Source organism: Ruegeria sp. ANG10, assembly GCF_040705255.1.
Lineage (GTDB): Bacteria > Pseudomonadota > Alphaproteobacteria > Rhodobacterales > Rhodobacteraceae > Ruegeria.
This window is the reverse complement of sequence record NZ_JBFCVU010000002.1, coordinates 25,736-41,880: the sequence shown is the minus strand read 5'-3', so window position 1 is coordinate 41,880 and position 16,145 is coordinate 25,736. Positions and strand designations below refer to the sequence as shown.

At 56.3% G+C, this 16,145-nt stretch carries 16 protein-coding genes; 14 read left to right on the top strand and 2 right to left on the bottom strand.

The window, feature by feature from the left end; translation table 11 throughout:
* The first annotated feature begins 138 nt into the window (after positions 1-138).
* Positions 139-1,230, top strand: coding sequence for a PQQ-dependent sugar dehydrogenase (locus tag AB1A64_RS04250; protein WP_366550290.1), 1,092 nt, complete (start codon positions 139-141; stop codon positions 1,228-1,230).
* Between the two features lie 40 nt (positions 1,231-1,270).
* Positions 1,271-1,681, top strand: coding sequence for a hypothetical protein (locus tag AB1A64_RS04245; protein ID WP_366550289.1), 411 nt, complete (start codon positions 1,271-1,273; stop codon positions 1,679-1,681).
* A 4-nt stretch (positions 1,682-1,685) separates the two neighbouring features.
* Here the strand turns inward: AB1A64_RS04245 and AB1A64_RS04240 are convergent, their stop codons facing one another.
* On the bottom strand, positions 1,686-2,690 hold the full coding sequence (locus AB1A64_RS04240; RefSeq protein WP_170348726.1) for a GlxA family transcriptional regulator: 1,005 nt from the start codon (positions 2,688-2,690) through the stop codon (positions 1,686-1,688).
* Between the two features lie 169 nt (positions 2,691-2,859).
* On the opposite strand from AB1A64_RS04240, the gene AB1A64_RS04235 reads away from it, so the two are divergent.
* Positions 2,860-4,230 carry a class II 3-deoxy-7-phosphoheptulonate synthase gene (locus AB1A64_RS04235; RefSeq protein ID WP_366550288.1) on the top strand — a complete coding sequence of 457 codons (1,371 nt, stop codon included), beginning with the start codon at positions 2,860-2,862 and terminating at the stop codon, positions 4,228-4,230.
* A 52-nt stretch (positions 4,231-4,282) separates the two neighbouring features.
* On the opposite strand, the gene AB1A64_RS04230 is transcribed toward AB1A64_RS04235, so the two are convergent.
* Entirely contained in the window at positions 4,283-4,957 is a 675-nt protein-coding gene (locus AB1A64_RS04230) for a PAS domain-containing protein (RefSeq protein ID WP_366550287.1), read from the bottom strand.
* Between the two features lie 231 nt (positions 4,958-5,188).
* Here AB1A64_RS04230 and AB1A64_RS04225 point away from each other — a divergent pair, with 231 nt between their 5' ends.
* From AB1A64_RS04225 to AB1A64_RS04175, 11 genes are all read left to right on the top strand, one after another.
* Positions 5,189-6,079 (top strand): YicC/YloC family endoribonuclease, encoded by an 891-nt coding sequence (locus AB1A64_RS04225; RefSeq protein WP_366550286.1) that lies wholly within the window; start codon positions 5,189-5,191, stop codon positions 6,077-6,079.
* Between the two features lie 17 nt (positions 6,080-6,096).
* Positions 6,097-6,738, top strand: coding sequence for a guanylate kinase (gene gmk, locus AB1A64_RS04220; protein ID WP_170348722.1), 642 nt, complete (start codon positions 6,097-6,099; stop codon positions 6,736-6,738).
* Positions 6,735-7,259, top strand: a complete 525-nt coding sequence (locus AB1A64_RS04215) for a gamma carbonic anhydrase family protein (protein WP_366550285.1) — start codon at positions 6,735-6,737, stop codon at positions 7,257-7,259. Before gmk ends, AB1A64_RS04215 begins: the two co-directional genes overlap by 4 nt.
* Positions 7,260-7,281: 22 nt before the next feature.
* Entirely contained in the window at positions 7,282-8,328 is a 1,047-nt protein-coding gene (locus AB1A64_RS04210) for an ATP-binding protein (RefSeq protein ID WP_366550284.1), read from the top strand.
* Positions 8,329-8,522: 194 nt separating this feature from the next.
* Complete coding sequence (locus AB1A64_RS04205) at positions 8,523-9,563, top strand: substrate-binding domain-containing protein (RefSeq protein ID WP_366550283.1); 1,041 nt, start codon at positions 8,523-8,525, stop codon at positions 9,561-9,563.
* A gap of 84 nt (positions 9,564-9,647) precedes the next feature.
* Positions 9,648-11,120 carry a phosphate ABC transporter permease subunit PstC gene (gene pstC, locus AB1A64_RS04200; protein ID WP_366550282.1) on the top strand — a complete coding sequence of 491 codons (1,473 nt, stop codon included), beginning with the start codon at positions 9,648-9,650 and terminating at the stop codon, positions 11,118-11,120.
* Positions 11,117-12,478, top strand: coding sequence for a phosphate ABC transporter permease PstA (gene pstA / locus AB1A64_RS04195; RefSeq protein WP_366550281.1), 1,362 nt, complete (start codon positions 11,117-11,119; stop codon positions 12,476-12,478). Before pstC ends, pstA begins: the two co-directional genes overlap by 4 nt.
* Before the next feature lie 12 nt (positions 12,479-12,490).
* Positions 12,491-13,288, top strand: coding sequence for a phosphate ABC transporter ATP-binding protein PstB (pstB, locus tag AB1A64_RS04190; protein WP_366550280.1), 798 nt, complete (start codon positions 12,491-12,493; stop codon positions 13,286-13,288).
* A 16-nt stretch (positions 13,289-13,304) separates the two neighbouring features.
* Positions 13,305-14,006, top strand: a complete 702-nt coding sequence (gene phoU, locus AB1A64_RS04185) for a phosphate signaling complex protein PhoU (RefSeq protein WP_366550279.1) — start codon at positions 13,305-13,307, stop codon at positions 14,004-14,006.
* A gap of 12 nt (positions 14,007-14,018) precedes the next feature.
* Positions 14,019-14,708: a phosphate regulon transcriptional regulator PhoB gene (gene phoB, locus AB1A64_RS04180; RefSeq protein ID WP_366550278.1), complete on the top strand. Its 690-nt coding sequence runs from the start codon at positions 14,019-14,021 to the stop codon at positions 14,706-14,708.
* 111 nt (positions 14,709-14,819) lie between these two features.
* Complete coding sequence (locus tag AB1A64_RS04175) at positions 14,820-16,049, top strand: acyl-CoA dehydrogenase (RefSeq protein WP_366550277.1); 1,230 nt, start codon at positions 14,820-14,822, stop codon at positions 16,047-16,049.
* Positions 16,050-16,145 lie beyond the last annotated feature (96 nt).

Here is a 16,145-nt window from a genome sequence, read left to right as displayed (position 1 = left end):
GTTCTGGGCACGACCCTAGGCAAGCTGTCCGGAAAAGAAAAGTCCTCACGCAATTGTGTGGTTGCCACCTATAGTTCTGATTGTTTTGTTGGGTTTGTCCCGTTTCCTGGCGGTTGGGTGCAGTAGATGGAGAGCTGAATGTTGAGATTTTTCATGATTCTGTTTCTTGTCTTTAAGGCAGGGCTGCTCAGTGCCGACGTACTGCAAACTTCTTCTGGCCCTGTGCGAGTGACGCCGATGGTCGAAGGTTTGGATGCCCCGTGGGCAATTGGTATTTTGCCGAACCAGGGGGTTTTGGTCACCGAACGTGATGGCAAACTGCTTTATGTTGCGGATGGGAAAGCCAAATCCGTCAAAGGTGTGCCCGACGTCTTGGCCAAAGGGCAGGGCGGTTTGTTGGACGTGACGGTCGCCAGCGATTTTAGCCAAACACGCGAGATTTTCCTGACCTTTTCCAAACCACAGCGCGGCGGTGCTGGAACTGCCCTAGCGGTGGCCCGATTGTCTGAACGCGGTGATCGGCTGACCAATCTGCGTGTGATCTTCGAGGCTGTCCCGGGTGGCTCATCAGGGCGCCACTACGGTTCCCGCGTGGTGGAAGCTAAGGACGGAACTTTGTTTGTCACGATCGGTGACAGGGGGGAACGCCTCAAGGCGCAAGACAGGTCCAACCATAATGGAACTGTGATCCGCGTGAACCGTGACGGATCGATTCCCGGTGACAATCCCTTTGTTCAGGAAAGCAGCGTGCGGCCTGAGATCTGGTCCTATGGTCATCGCAATCCGCAAGGGGCCGGTTTGGACGGAAGGGGCCGCCTTTGGATATCGGAACACGGGGCAAAAGGTGGGGATGAGGTCAATCTGGTTCAGCCGGGATTAAACTACGGTTGGCCGGTCATTTCCTATGGCGTTCATTACTCTGGCGACAAAATTGGCGAAGGCACCGCGAAGCCGGGGATGGAGCAGCCAGAGCACTATTGGGACCCGTCCATCGCGCCTTCGGGTCTGATGGTCTATTCCGGCGAGCTGTGGCCGGAGTGGAAAGGGAATATCTTTGTCGGATCGCTCAAGTTCGACTATATCGCGCGGCTGGCGGGATCGCCGCTGCGTGAGGTCGAACAGATCAAAGGCCCTGAAACGATCCGGGTACGCGACATAGTCGAGGCCCCGGATGGGTCGATCTGGTTTATCTCGGTCGGCGAGGGGGCGGTTTACAGGATGTGGCCTTAAGTCTAAGGAGCCTAGAACGGTTCAATTTTAAGGCGTTTGAATGTTTCGGATTATCCTTTCAGTGTTCCTGAGCATCAGCGCGGTGCCGGTATTTGCTGGCGGCTTGTTTGCTTCTTACGATGACTACGCGTCATTTGTTGACGCGAAGATGAAAAATCGAGATTTTTATAATGCAATCAATAGATTGGCCAGTGAATCGCAAATCGAACCACAGGAGGTGAGGACTTTTCACAATCAACTCCGAAAAGCATTACCGTACTATTTGACAAATGCAGATGTCGTTAAGCGCGTAGAACTTGAAAACGGATATTTTCAAGAAATGCGCGCTTACTGGAATGACAAAGGCAACATCATTTTCGTTTACGCTTTTTTACACGAGCGAGACGAAGGTTTGGCTGTTCTTCATATTGCTTTGAACACCAATTCCATAGCCATATTCAACATGTTCTAGAGATCTAAACAGACAACCGGTCGCCCTGCGCCCCACGTTCGCGGTACGGCGTCGTGTTGTAATGCGCCCGGTAACACTTTGAGAAGTGGCTGGGCGAGGCAAACCCGCAGGCCAGTGCCACGTTGATCACACTCATATCCGTTTGCATCAGCAGGTTGCGTGCCTTGTGCAGACGAAGCTCCATGTAATACCGTTTGGGCGAACGGCTCAGGTAGCGACGGAACAAGCGTTCCAGCTGCCGGGTCGACATGCCGACATCCTTGGCCAGAATCGAGGGTGAGATCGGTTCCTCGATGTTCTTTTCCATCATCAGGATGACCTGGCTCAGTTTCGGGTGACGCACGCCAATCCGAGTGGGCGTCGACAGACGCTGGGTGTCTTGGTCGGTGCGGATCGAGGAATAGATCATCTGATCCGCAACGGCATTCGCCAAATCCTCGCCGAAGTCATCAGCAATGATTTTGAGCAGCAGGTCGATGGAAGACGTGCCGCCTGCGGTCGTCATCCGGTTGCCGTCAACGATAAAGACGGACTTGGTCAGTTCGACCTCGTCGAATTCCTCGACAAAGCTGTCGGAGTTTTCCCAATGGATGGTTGCGCGTTTACCATCCAACAGCCCGGCCTTGGCCAAAGTATAGGCCGCTGTGCATAGGCCACCGATGCGCAAGCCGCGCCTTGCCTCGCGGCGCACCCAGTTCAACACCTTCTTGGTGGTCGCCGCCTGAACGTCCACCCCACCGCAGATCATGACAACATCGTCGCGCTGCAGCTCAACCAAGTCTGAATCTAGCGCAAAGGTAGTTCCGGCCGAACAGCTGACTGTTTCGCCACCTTCACCCATCAATGTCCACGTATACAGCGTTTTGTCCGCCATACGGTTGGCTATGCGCAGGCTATCCAATGCCGAAGCAAACGACAGCAGAGAAAATTTGTCCAAAAGGACAAATACAAAATTGCGGGAGTTGGCCGCAGTGTCTTCCACCGTGACAACTTGGCGTTGCTCTTGCATGGCGAGGTGTCCTTGATTCGGCGCCCGGGGACTTTTTGTCCGACGTCAGATTTGGCAGCCACCTTGACCAAAGCTTGTTTGCTGCGTCAAGAGGGCCAAATCGTATATGGTCAGTCTTCAATGCATTTTGTATAGAAGCAACCTGAATACTTCAGCGGAGATCAAAGCTATGACTGAATGGCAAAAAACGAACTGGCGCAACAAGCCCCGGGTTCAAATGCCAGACTATACCGACGCGGCCGCGCTGGCCAAGGTCGAGGCGCAGCTTTCACAGTATCCCCCGCTGGTCTTTGCGGGCGAAGCACGGCGTCTAAAGCAACATTTGGGTGCCGCAGGTCGCGGCGAGGCCTTCCTGCTACAGGGCGGGGATTGTGCGGAAAGCTTTGAACAATTCAGCGCGGATGCGATCCGTGACACGTTCAAGGTGATGCTGCAGATGGCTATGGTTCTGACCTATGGCGCCAAGGTGCCGGTGGTCAAAGTGGGCCGCATGGCCGGCCAATTCGCCAAACCGCGCAGCGCCCCGACCGAGGTGGTGGATGGCGTTGAGCTGCCCAGCTATCGCGGTGACATAATCAACGAACTGGCCTTCACACCCGAAGCACGGATTCCGAATCCGGGCAAGATGCTGCAGGCCTACACTCAGGCGGCTGCGACCCTGAACCTTTTGCGCGCTTTCTCGACCGGTGGTTTCGCCGATATGAGCATGGTGCATTCCTGGACTTTGGGCTTCACCGATGTTCAGGACGTGCAGAAATACTCGGAAATCGCCGATCGTATTCAGGACACTATCGACTTCATGGGCGCGGCGGGGATCACGGCGGACACCACGCACGAGTTCTCAACCGTCGAGTTCTACACCAGCCATGAAAGCCTGCTGCTGGAATACGAAGAGGCGCTGACCCGTCTTGATTCCACTTCTGGCAACTGGCTGGCCGGTTCGGGCCATATGATCTGGATCGGCGACCGCACCCGTCAGCCGGACGGGGCGCATGTAGAATTCTGCCGTGGCGTCCTGAACCCGATTGGTCTGAAATGTGGTCCCTCGACCACGGCAGAAGACCTCAAGGTTCTAATGTCCAAGTTGAACCCGGAAAACGAGGAAGGTCGCCTGACCCTGATCGCGCGCTTTGGTGCGGGCAAGGCAGGTGAACACTTGCCGCGCCTGATCAAGGCCGTCAAGGAAGAGGGTGCCAAGGTCACATGGGTCTGCGACCCGATGCACGGCAACACGATCAAGTCGGCGACGGGCTACAAAACCCGACCGTTTGATTCAGTCCTGCGCGAAGTGCGTGACTTCTTTGGTGTGCATCAGGCCGAAGGCACCATTCCCGGCGGCGTGCATTTCGAGATGACCGGTTTGGACGTGACCGAATGCACCGGCGGCGTGCGTGCCGTGACCGAAGAGGACCTCTCGGATCGTTACCACACCGCGTGCGACCCGCGACTGAACGCGACGCAATCGCTGGAACTGGCCTTTTTGGTTGCCGAAGAGCTGACCAACCTGCGCCGCGATCGCAACAAACGTGAAGCCAGCTAAGACTTGCTGTCTTTAAGGTTAAAAGGCGGGCTGCATTGGCCCGCCTTTTTTGTTAGTCGTCCCGTGACGCAACCAGCCGTAAATGTGATCCGGGTTTCTTGAACTCTGCTTGCTCTTCCGCAAACCCGGCCGAGATCTGCTGCGCCGGTTGTTGCGGCGCCTGAACGTCTGAAACAGCCCGCACTCTGGTGTCAGGGATTGAGAACCGGCGGGGCGTCGCGCCGATTGCACCGTCGGACATCAAGACACCCAACACGCGGCTTACATCGCCAAGATCGCTTTTCAGCGGCAGCAGGATCATACGTGCTTGCAACTGGCTGCGGCCCAGTTTGCCTGCGGCGACCAATCCAAGCTCGGCAATTGCCGGCTGGGCAAAGACTTGCTCCAATACGTCCGATATCTGGCCACGAGCGCTGGGTTCGAAAAATGCGGTTAACGGCATGCCGCGCACTTCCATGCCTGCCAGCTGTGTCAGGTGGCTTCCAGCCAGACGAAACCGGGCCAGACCGGGCGCGATGCGTTCCAGAATGAACGTGTATTCAAGGACGTTCTCAAGCCCGCGCGGATCGATCCGCGCGCGTTTGGGGACTCCGTCGCCGGTTAACAGCGCGGTCCAGTACGCCTCGACCTGTCGGATGGGCGAGAGGCTGCGCCCGCTGTCAAAACGATCCATTGCGACGATCTTTCCAGAGTTCGATCCGAACCTGTTACCGAAAAACGTTTTCATTTACATCACCCTAGCGTCAATCGACCGTCATTTATCTAAAATGCCAGATATCGGGACCCTTCAAGTCCGATCATCCTTGACCAAAGCCAAATTGACACGGGTTGATTCAATTTTGGAGGAATTCTTTAATGAATGGTTAACTTCTGGGCGAAGGCCAAAAACCAGCAAACTCTTGCCCTGCGCCCGCCGATGGCATTAGGTGCGACAACCGAGCAGACAAGGACAGCCAACATGATCAGATCCATGACCGGGTTCGCCGCAGGCAAAGGGGCGTATGGACCGCATAGCTGGACGTGGGAACTGCGCAGTGTGAACGGCAAGGGTCTGGACATGCGGTTGCGCATGCCCGAGTGGCTGACCGGGCTTGAAACCGCATTGCGCGGCCAGCTGTCCAAATCACTGAGCCGGGGAAATGTCACCTTATCTCTGCGACTAAGCCGTGAGGAAACCGCGCCTGATCTGGTTCTGAACGAAGATGCCATGAGTGCTGCTCTTGCTGCGCTGGCCCGTACGCAGGAAATGGCGGCAGATAGCGGCGTCGCGTTGGCACCTTCGACTGCGGCGGACCTGATAGGGTTGAGAGGAATGTTGGAGGCTGGCAGTGAAGCGGACGACCCCGCGCTTCTGGTCAAGGAATTGACGAAGGAATTTGCCGACCTGTTGGCGGCTTTTGTCGACATGCGCCGGACCGAAGGCAAGGCTCTGGCAGACATTCTGGACGGGCAGCTTGCTCAGGTCGCCGACTTAACGGCGCAAGCGGCCGAGCTTGCAGAACAACGCAAGGACAAGACCGCCGAGGCATTGCGCGAAAATTTGGCCCGTGTGCTGGACAATGCGCAAGGGGCTGACCCGGACCGGGTCGCGCAGGAATTGGCGCTGATCGCGGTCAAATCCGATATCACCGAAGAAATTGACCGCCTGAAAGCGCATGTGAACGCCGCACGCGATCTGCTGTCGCAGGATGGTGCCGTGGGGCGCAAGCTGGATTTCCTGATGCAGGAGTTTAACCGCGAGGCCAACACGCTGTGCTCAAAGGCGCAAAGCGCCGAGCTGACCTCGGTAGGGCTTGAGTTGAAGGCGGTAATAGACCAGATGCGCGAACAGGTGCAAAATGTTGAATGACGATGGGAACCACTGACATGGCAGATCGCCGCGGCCTACTTATCATCCTGTCTTCGCCTTCCGGGGCGGGGAAATCCACTTTGGCCCGCAGGCTTATGGCCTGGGATGAAGGTCTGGAGTTCTCGGTTTCCGCCACGACCCGCGCCCCTCGTCCGGGCGAAGAACACGGACGGGAATATTACTTTCTGTCAGAGGATGAATTCAGACAGCAGGTTGCCAAGGGTCAGATGCTGGAACATGCGCACGTGTTTGGGAATTTCTATGGCTCTCCGGCAGGCCCGGTGCAGGATTCGATTAATGCGGGCCGCGATGTTCTTTTCGACGTGGATTGGCAGGGTGAGGTTCAGATCCGCAATTCGGATCTGGGTAAGCACGCATTGTCGATTTTCATCCTGCCGCCCTCTATCCCCGAATTGCGCCGCCGCCTGGAAACCCGGGGGCAGGACAGCGAGGATGTGATCGCCAAGCGGATGCTCAAAAGCTGGGATGAGATCAGCCACTGGGGCTATTACGATTATGTGCTGGTCAACGATGACCTGGATACAACCGAGGAAAAGCTGAAAACCATCGTCAGCGCCGAGCGTATGCGCCGTATCCAACAACCAAGACTGCAAGATCACGTACGCACTTTGCAGAACGAATTTGAGGGTTTGTCATGACCATCTATGCCCTGGGCGAACACGCCCCCCAGATCCACGCGGACACATGGGTGGCCCCAGATGCCAATCTGGTCGGCAAGGTGGTGTTGGAGCAGGGGGCCTCGGTTTGGTTTGGTTGCACAATCCGTGCCGATCACGAAGAGATTCGCGTGGGCGAAGGCAGCAATGTGCAGGAAGATTGCATCATGCATATCGACGCCGGATATCCGCTGACCATCGGCAAGAACTGCACCATTGGACACAAGGTGATGCTGCATGGGTGTACGATCGGGGAAAACACGCTGATCGGTATGGGGGCAATTGTGCTGAACGGGGCGAAGATCGGTAAGAACTGTCTGATCGGGGCAGGGGCCTTGATCACCGAAGGTAAGGAAATACCCGATAATTCATTGGTCATGGGAACGCCCGGCAAGGTTGTGCGCCAACTGGATGAGGCGGCAGCGCAAAAAATCACGCTCAGCGCGCTGCACTACCAGGAAAACATGCGTAGGTTCCGTGACGAGATGAAGTCTGTGTCTTAACGCGCCGGGAAAGGTCTGAAGAATGTCAGACGACCTGCTTGCCGAATTTGTCTCGGCCATTCCGATGCCGGCTTTGATGGTCGATCAGACCGAACGGATCATCGCCGCCAATGACGATGCCAACACCCTGCTGACGCAGAATATTGTCGGTCGGCATTTTGCAACGATTCTGCGGCAACCTGGGGTGATTGATGCTATCGAACAATGCCTGCATACCAAAGGTCCGTCAAAAGCGCGCCACCTGTCCAATGACGGTGCTCAGGACACCACGTTCGAGGTCGAATGCCGCTATCTGAACGGGGTAGGGGCGGTGTCCGGCGGCGCCATGCTGGCGACTTTCCAAGACGTTTCGCATGTCGAGCAGGCCAGCCAGATGCGGCGGGATTTCGTGGCAAATGTCAGTCATGAGTTGCGCACACCGCTGACAGCGTTGATGGGCTTCATCGAAACATTGCGTGGCCCGGCGCGTGATGACGCCACCGCTCGCGCGCGGTTTCTTGAGATCATGGCCGACGAAGCCAATCGCATGAACCGGTTGGTGGGGGATCTGCTGTCGTTGAACCGCGTCGAAAGCGAAGAACGCGTGCGTCCCAAGGATCAACTTGAATTGACGGGCCTGTTGCAATCGACGCTGAACTCACTGCGCCCGCTGGCCGAGAGTGCCAGGGTAGAGGTGACCCTGAACGCGCCGGAAGGGCCCGTATCGCTGATCGGGGATAGCGACCAGTTGCGTCAGGTCTTTACCAACCTGATCGAGAATGCCATCAAATACGGCGGCAGTGGGGGCAGCGTCGACATTCGGGTGGAATCATCCGAACGCGACTCAGCCATGCGCGGCCCGGCCGTCAGGGTTCTGGTCAGTGACAAGGGCCCCGGCATAGATGCGGTGCACCTGCCACGCTTGACCGAGCGATTCTACCGCGCGGACAGCCACAGATCGCGGCAACTGGGTGGAACTGGGTTAGGCCTTGCGATTGTAAAACACATAATCAACCGGCATCGCGGGCGTTTGCGGGTGGAAAGCGAAGTGGGTAAGGGCTCGATCTTTACCGTAATATTGCCGCGATAACAGCATTGTACCCGCAATGGCCTGCTTGTCATGTAAACGGTGCATTGCAGCTTTGCGTTCCAAAAGCCTGTTTTCAGGCAATCTGTCATAAAGCTGTTACATACCTGTCACAAAAGGCTTACGCGCTACTTTTAGAAGTCGGCGCAAGATCATCATGGGGATGATCACAAACTGATATGATCAAGGAGACTGTAATGTCCTTTGTTAAACTGTCGGCTTCGGCGATTGCCATCGCTGCCGTATCGGCCACCGCTGCCGCCGCACGTGATCAGGTTCAGGTTGCCGGTTCTTCGACCGTGCTGCCTTATGCTTCGATCGTCGCAGAAGCCTTCGGTGAAAATTTTGACTTCCCGACACCTGTTGTTGAATCGGGTGGTTCGTCTGCGGGCCTCAAGCGGTTTTGCGAAGGTGTTGGCGAAAACACCATCGACGTGGCAAACGCATCGCGCGCGATTCGCGAAAAAGAGATCAAAGCCTGTGCCGAAAACGGTGTGACCGACATCATCGAAGTGCAGATCGGTTATGATGGCATCGTGTTCGCCTCGGACATCAACGGCAACTCGTTCGAGTTCACGCCGGAAGATTGGTACAAAGCCCTGTCCGCACAGATCGTTGTTGACGGTGAACTGGTCGACAACCCGAACAAAACCTGGGCCGACGTAAACCCCGCATTCCCGGCGCAGCCGATTGCAGCGTTCGTACCGGGCACCAAGCACGGCACTCGCGAAGTGTTCGAAGACAAGGTGATCCTGGCTGGTTGTGAGCACCTGGGTGACTTCGACGTCTACAAAGCCGCCAACGGCGATGACAAGAAAGCCGCTGAAAAGGCCTGTATCGCGCTGCGTACCGATGGCGTTTCGGTCGACATCGACGGCGATTATACCGAGACCCTGGCCCGCATCGACAGCAACAAGGACGGTATCGGCGTCTTTGGTCTGGCCTTCTACGAGAACAACACCGACAAGCTGCAGGTTGCGACCATGTCCGGTATCGTTCCTTCTACCGAGTCGATCGCATCCGGCGAATACCCGGTCTCGCGCCCGCTGTTCTTCTATGTGAAGAAAGCGCACATCGGCGTGATCCCCGGTCTGAAAGAATATGCTGAGTTCTTCGTTGCGGACGAGATCGCAGGCCCCGATGGCCCACTGGCCGAGTATGGTCTGGTCTCTGATCCGGAGCTGGGCAAGGTTCAGGAAACCGTTGCAAACGAAGCCGTTTTGGGCGGCGGTTCCTAATCCACCTCGAAAATCGAACCGGGGCGTTTTATTCGCGTCCCGGTTCTTTTTGACTCCAAACACTGCCATCCCCACGGAGTTCTCATGGCGTTATCCTGGCTGTTGCTTATCCTGCTTGCGCTGGCAGTGATCGGATATTTCACGGGCCGTTCCCGTGCTTTGGCAAGCGCGGGGGGTAATGCCCGTGAACTGCATTCGTTGCCTTCTTATTATGGCTACAACGTTGCGCTAACGGCACTGGTTCCGGCTTTGGGCGTGCTAATTATCTGGCTTCTGGTGCAGCCGGTGATTGTGAACAGCACGGTGTCCGGACTAATTCCCGATCAGTCGATCCCCGAAGGGTCAGATCGTGGTCTGATCATGAGCGAGGTGCGACGCGTGGCCTATGGTCTGGACGGTGCCGTTGCCGGCGGTGCGATGACCGAAGCACAGGCTCGGGACGGCAATGCCGACATCGAAACTGTGACCAAAACGCTGAAAGATGCTGGGCAGGTTCTGACGCAGGACATTACGCAGCCCATTCTGATGGCGGCGCAAAAATTCCGCAGCATGACGTCGACTGGGAAGGTCGCGATGCAGGTCATCGTGCTAGCTCTGGCGTTGCTTGGTGCGGCCTTTGCCTACGTGCGTACGCACAAGGAATTCCGGGCTCGAAATGTGGTCGAGCAGGGCGTACTTGCGCTGCTGTTGCTGGCAGCGTCAATCGCGATCCTGACCACAGTCGGCATCGTTCTGTCGATGCTTTTCGAAACCATGAACTTCTTCCAACTGCATTCTTGGAAGGACTTCTTCTTCGGCAGCACATGGGCCCCAAATTTCCGCGGAGGCAGTGAACTGTCTATCCTGCCACTGCTTTGGGGAACGCTGTATATTTCACTGATCGCACTGCTGGTGGCGGTACCGATTGGCCTGTTCGCCGCGATTTACTTGTCCGAGTATGCTTCGGGTGCAACGCGGTCTATAGCCAAACCTCTGCTAGAAATTCTAGCCGGCATTCCAACCATCGTTTATGGTCTGTTCGCTTTGCTGACAGTGGGTCCGGCGCTGGTGTCGATGTTTGGCGAAGGCGGCGCGCTGGGTGTTGGCTGGATGGCCAGTTCCAATGCGGTTCTGACTGCTGGGTTAGTGATGGGGATCATGCTGATCCCGTTCGTATCATCGCTGTCCGACGACATTATCAATGCAGTACCGCAGTCAATGCGGGACGGTTCCCTTGGTCTTGGGGCAACCCACTCCGAGACTGTGCGTAGTGTGATCCTGCCTGCAGCCCTGCCAGGTATCGTCGGTGCTATCCTTCTGGCTGCAAGCCGTGCCATCGGCGAAACGATGATCGTGGTGATGGCAGCTGGCGCGATTGCCAAATTCTCGGGCAACCCGTTTGAGGCGATGACCACAATCACCACTCGGATCGTCAGCCAGTTGACCGGTGATACCGACTTTGCCAGCCCCGAGACGCTGGTGGCCTTTGCGCTGGGTTTGACGCTGTTCATCATCACGCTGGGGTTGAACATCTTTGCCCTCTACATCGTACGCAAATACCGGGAGCAGTACGAATGACCGATATTTCCCAAACACCTGACGCTGCTCCTGTGGCAAAACCCAAAGGTGGTTCACTGTTTGAAAAGGACAGCCGCACCAAGCGTCGTAACGCGGCCGAGAGCCGGTTTAAGATGTATGGTATCGCCGCCATCGGTATCGGGTTGATGATGCTGGTCGTGCTGGTCACGAACATTGTGACCGCAGGGACTGGGGCCTTCCAGCAAACCTATCTTGAACTGAATGTCGAGCTAAAAGCCGACAAGCTGGACAAGAAGGGCAACCGCAATATGGAAGACATCAAGAAGGTTTCCACCTTCGGCTATGCACCTCTGATCGCGTCGGCTTTGGAAAATGAAGTTGCACAGTTGGGTATCCAGACCGATCTGTCGCCAAAGGACATGGGCAAAATTTTGTCCAAGGCGGCGCAGGCCGAATTGCGGAACTATGTCATCGCCAACCCTGATGAGATCGGGAAAACGGTCAGCTTCCGCTTTTTGACCAACAGCCGCGTCGATGGCTATTTGAAGGGTCGCGTTACACGCGATTCCATCGCCAACGACAAGAGCATCTCGGTCGAACAGCTTGATTTCGTTGATAAGTTGAGAAATGCGGGTGTGCTGTACAAAGCCTTCAACCCTGATTTCATCTTTGGCTCGGACGCATCTGATCAGCGGCCCGAGGCTGCGGGGATCGGTGTATCGATGCTGGGTTCGCTGTTCATGATGTTCGTGGTGCTTGCGCTGGCGCTTCCGATTGGCGTTGCGGCCTCGATCTATCTTGAGGAATTCGCACCGCAGAACCGATTGACGGATATCATTGAGGTGAACATCTCGAACCTCGCCGCCGTGCCGTCCATCGTGTTTGGTATCCTGGGTCTGGCCGTGTTCATCAACTATATGCACCTGCCAACTTCGGCGCCTCTGGTCGGTGGTCTGGTGCTGACGCTGATGACCTTGCCGACGATCATCATCTCGACCCGCGCGTCGCTGAAGGCGGTTCCGCCGTCGATCCGTGATGCAGCGTTGGGAGTAGGGGCCTCGAAAATGCAGGCGGTGTTCCATCACGTTCTGCCGCTGGCCGCGCCCGGAATTCTGACCGGAACCATCATCGGCCTGGCGCAAGCTCTGGGGGAAACCGCGCCGCTGTTGCTGATCGGAATGGTAGGCTTTATCGCCTCGAACCCACCGGACGGCATCGTCGCGGGCTTCCTGTCGCCAAACTCGGCCATGCCGGCGCAGATCTATGAATGGTCCAAGCGCGCCGACCCGGCCTTTTATGAACGCGCATGGGGGGGAATCATCATTCTGTTGATCTTCCTCGTGACAATGAACACCATCGCGGTACTTCTGCGCCGCCGCTTTGAACGCCGCTGGTAAGAGGGGCCCAAGATGAACCAGATGACGAAAGTGGAGAGAACCGTGGACTCCAGAAATATCAAAATCGCCGCGAATAACGTTCAGGTCTACTACGGCGACACGCATGCCATCAAAGACGTGAACGTCAAGATCGAAGACAAGACTGTCACAGCCTTCATCGGCCCTTCGGGTTGTGGCAAGTCCACCTTTTTGCGGTGCCTGAACCGGATGAACGACACGATCGATATCTGCCGGGTCAAAGGCGATATCCTGTTGGATGGTGAAGACATCTATGACAAGCGTGTCGACCCGGTGCAGCTGCGCGCCAAAGTGGGCATGGTGTTCCAGAAACCGAACCCGTTCCCGAAGTCTATCTACGACAACGTTGCCTACGGTCCGCGCATCCATGGTCTTGCTAAGAACAAGGCGGAACTGGATGAGATCGTTGAGAAATCCCTGCGCCGCGGTGCGATCTGGGATGAAGTCAAGGATCGTCTGGACGCCCCCGGCACCGGTCTGTCCGGTGGTCAGCAGCAGCGTCTGTGCATCGCGCGTGCCGTGGCGACCGAGCCCGAGGTTTTGCTAATGGATGAGCCATGCTCGGCCCTGGATCCAATTGCAACCGCACAGGTCGAGGAACTGATCGACGAGCTGCGCTCGCGCTATTCGGTGGTGATCGTCACACATTCGATGCAGCAGGCAGCGCGGGTCAGCCAAAAGACCGCGTTCTTCCATCTGGGCAATCTGGTCGAATTTGGTGAGACCGGGCAGATCTTCACGAACCCTGAAGATCCCCGCACGGAAAGCTACATTACAGGCCGTATCGGCTGAACACAGGTATTCAGATATGAGCGAACAACATATTGCATCCGCCTTCGACCGCGATCTCGAAGCCATTCAGGCCCATATCATGAAGATGGGCGGACTGGTCGAGGCTGCTATCATGAACTCGGCCCGGTCGCTTGAAACGCGGGACGAGGAATTGGCCCAGCAAGTCCGTCAGGGTGACAAGGCCATCGACGCGCTGGAAGAGTTGATCAACGAAGAAACGGCTCGCCTGATCGCACTGCGCGCGCCGACCGCCAGTGACTTGCGTCTGGTTCTGTCGGTTTTGAAGGTCTCAGCCAACTTGGAACGGATTGGCGATTATTCCAAGAACATCGCCAAACGAACAACGGTTCTGGCGAGTGGAGGTGATATCAACGGTACGGCTTCCGCTCTGCGACGCATGGCGCGCGAGGTCGAGCGTATGCTGCGTGACGCGCTGGACGCATATATTCAGCGTGACGCCGAACTGGCCTCCGAGGTGATCGACCGCGACGAAGAGGTGGATCAGATGTATAACGGCCTGTTCCGGGAATTGCTGACCTTCATGGCCGAAGACCCGCGCAACATTTCGTCCTGTATGCACCTGCATTTCATCGCCAAGAACATTGAACGTATGGGCGACCACGTCACCGCGATTGCCGAACAGGTCGTGTATTTCATCACCGGTGAACGTCCGACCGAGGCGCGCCCGAAAGCTGATATAACTTCCCAATCCGCCTAGGAGTTAAGACGAATGTCCGCTGATCAACCAACCGTACTGGTTGTTGAGGATGAACCGGCCCAGCGTGAAGTGCTGGCCTATAACCTCGAAGCTGAAGGGTTCCGCGTATCCAAGGCCGCCAATGGCGACGAAGCCATGCTGTTGGTCAATGAGGAACAACCGGACATCATTGTGCTGGACTGGATGATGCCCAACCTCAGCGGGATCGAGGTCTGCCGGCGTCTGAAAATGCGCCCTGATACACGCGCCATTCCGATCATAATGCTGTCGGCGCGTACGGAAGAGATCGATAAGGTGCGCGGTCTGGAAACCGGCGCAGATGATTATGTGGTCAAACCGTATTCAGTGGTTGAACTGATGGCGCGGGTGCGCACGCAGCTGCGCCGGGTCCGCCCGGCAACTGTTGGTATACGTCTTGAATTTGACGACATCATTCTGGACGCGGAAACGCACAAGGTCAGCCGTAACAGCAAACCATTAAAACTTGGCCCGACCGAGTTTCGCCTGCTGAGCACATTCATGGAAAAACCCGGCCGGGTCTGGAGCCGCGAGCAACTGCTTGACCGGGTTTGGGGCCGCGATATCTATGTCGATACACGCACCGTAGACGTCCATATAGGTAGGTTGCGAAAAGCACTGACGCAACATGGCGGCAATGACCCGGTTCGAACTGTTCGCGGCGCCGGATACGCGCTGGGTTAAAGGTCGGGGCAGGGGTATGAGTTTTGCTCATAGGCAGATGCCAAACTCTTACTGTCTTTTGCTGAAAGGCCGGGTTAGTTTGCCGCGAAGCTGATTGAGCGGAGAAGCACCATGAACGCCCCTGACACCAAGCCAACTCTGCGCGCCAAAGATGCGCCTGATATGGGTAAATTCACGTGGGATGATCCTTTTCGTTTGTCCGATCAACTGACGGAAGACGAACGTATGATCGCCGCCAGCGCCAACGCTTATGCGCAGGAAAAGCTGCAACCAAGGGTGACCGAGGCTTATCAGAACGAAGAAACGGATCCCGAGATTTTCCGCGAAATGGGTGAAATGGGCCTGCTGGGCACCACGATCCCCGAGGAATACGGCGGACTGGGGGCAGGGTACGTGTCTTACGGTTTGGTCGCGCGCGAAGTTGAGCGCGTGGATTCGGGCTATCGCTCGATGATGTCGGTTCAAAGTTCGTTGGTGATGTACCCGATTTATGCCTATGGCAGCGAAGAACAGCGCCGGAAATACCTGCCGAAACTGGCCAGCGGTGAATGGATCGGGTGTTTCGGCCTGACCGAGGCTGATGCAGGATCGGACCCGGCCGGTATGAAAACCCGGGCCGAGAAAATAGACGGCGGATACCGTTTGACCGGCAGCAAGATGTGGATCTCGAACTCTCCGATTGCGGATGTGTTTGTGATTTGGGCCAAGTCAGACGCGCATGACGGCAAGATCCGTGGCTTTGTCTTGGACAAAGGTCTTAAGGGACTGAGCGCTCCGAAAATTCAGAACAAGCTGAGCCTACGGGCGTCGATCACCGGCGAAATCGTCCTGGACGGCGTCGAGGTCGACGAAAACGCGCTGTTGCCGCATGTTCAGGGATTGAAAGGCCCGTTTGGCTGTTTGAACCGAGCGCGCTATGGCATCAGCTGGGGTGTCATGGGGGCGGCTGAAAACTGCTGGCACGCCGCGCGCGAATACGGGTTAGATCGAAAACAATTCAATCGTCCGCTGGCGCAGACGCAGTTGTTTCAACGCAAGCTGGCAGACATGCAAACCGAAATCTCATTGGGTTTGCAGGCAAGCCTGCGCGTTGGCCGGCTGATGGACGAGGCGAACGCCGCACCCGAGATGGTTTCGATCGTCAAGCGCAACAATTGCGGCAAAGCTTTGGATATCGCACGGATGTCACGGGATATGCATGGCGGTAACGGTATCTCGCTAGAGTTCCATGTCATTCGCCACATGGTTAATCTTGAGACTGTGAATACCTATGAAGGGACCCATGATGTGCATGCGCTGATCCTGGGGCGGGCACAAACCGGGTTGCAGGCATTCTATTAAGTTTATCGTGTAATTGGTATTATGGTAAAAAGATGGCATGTCAGACACGCCAATTACACCTTTTTAACAATGGATTACGACGGTTCACTGAACCGT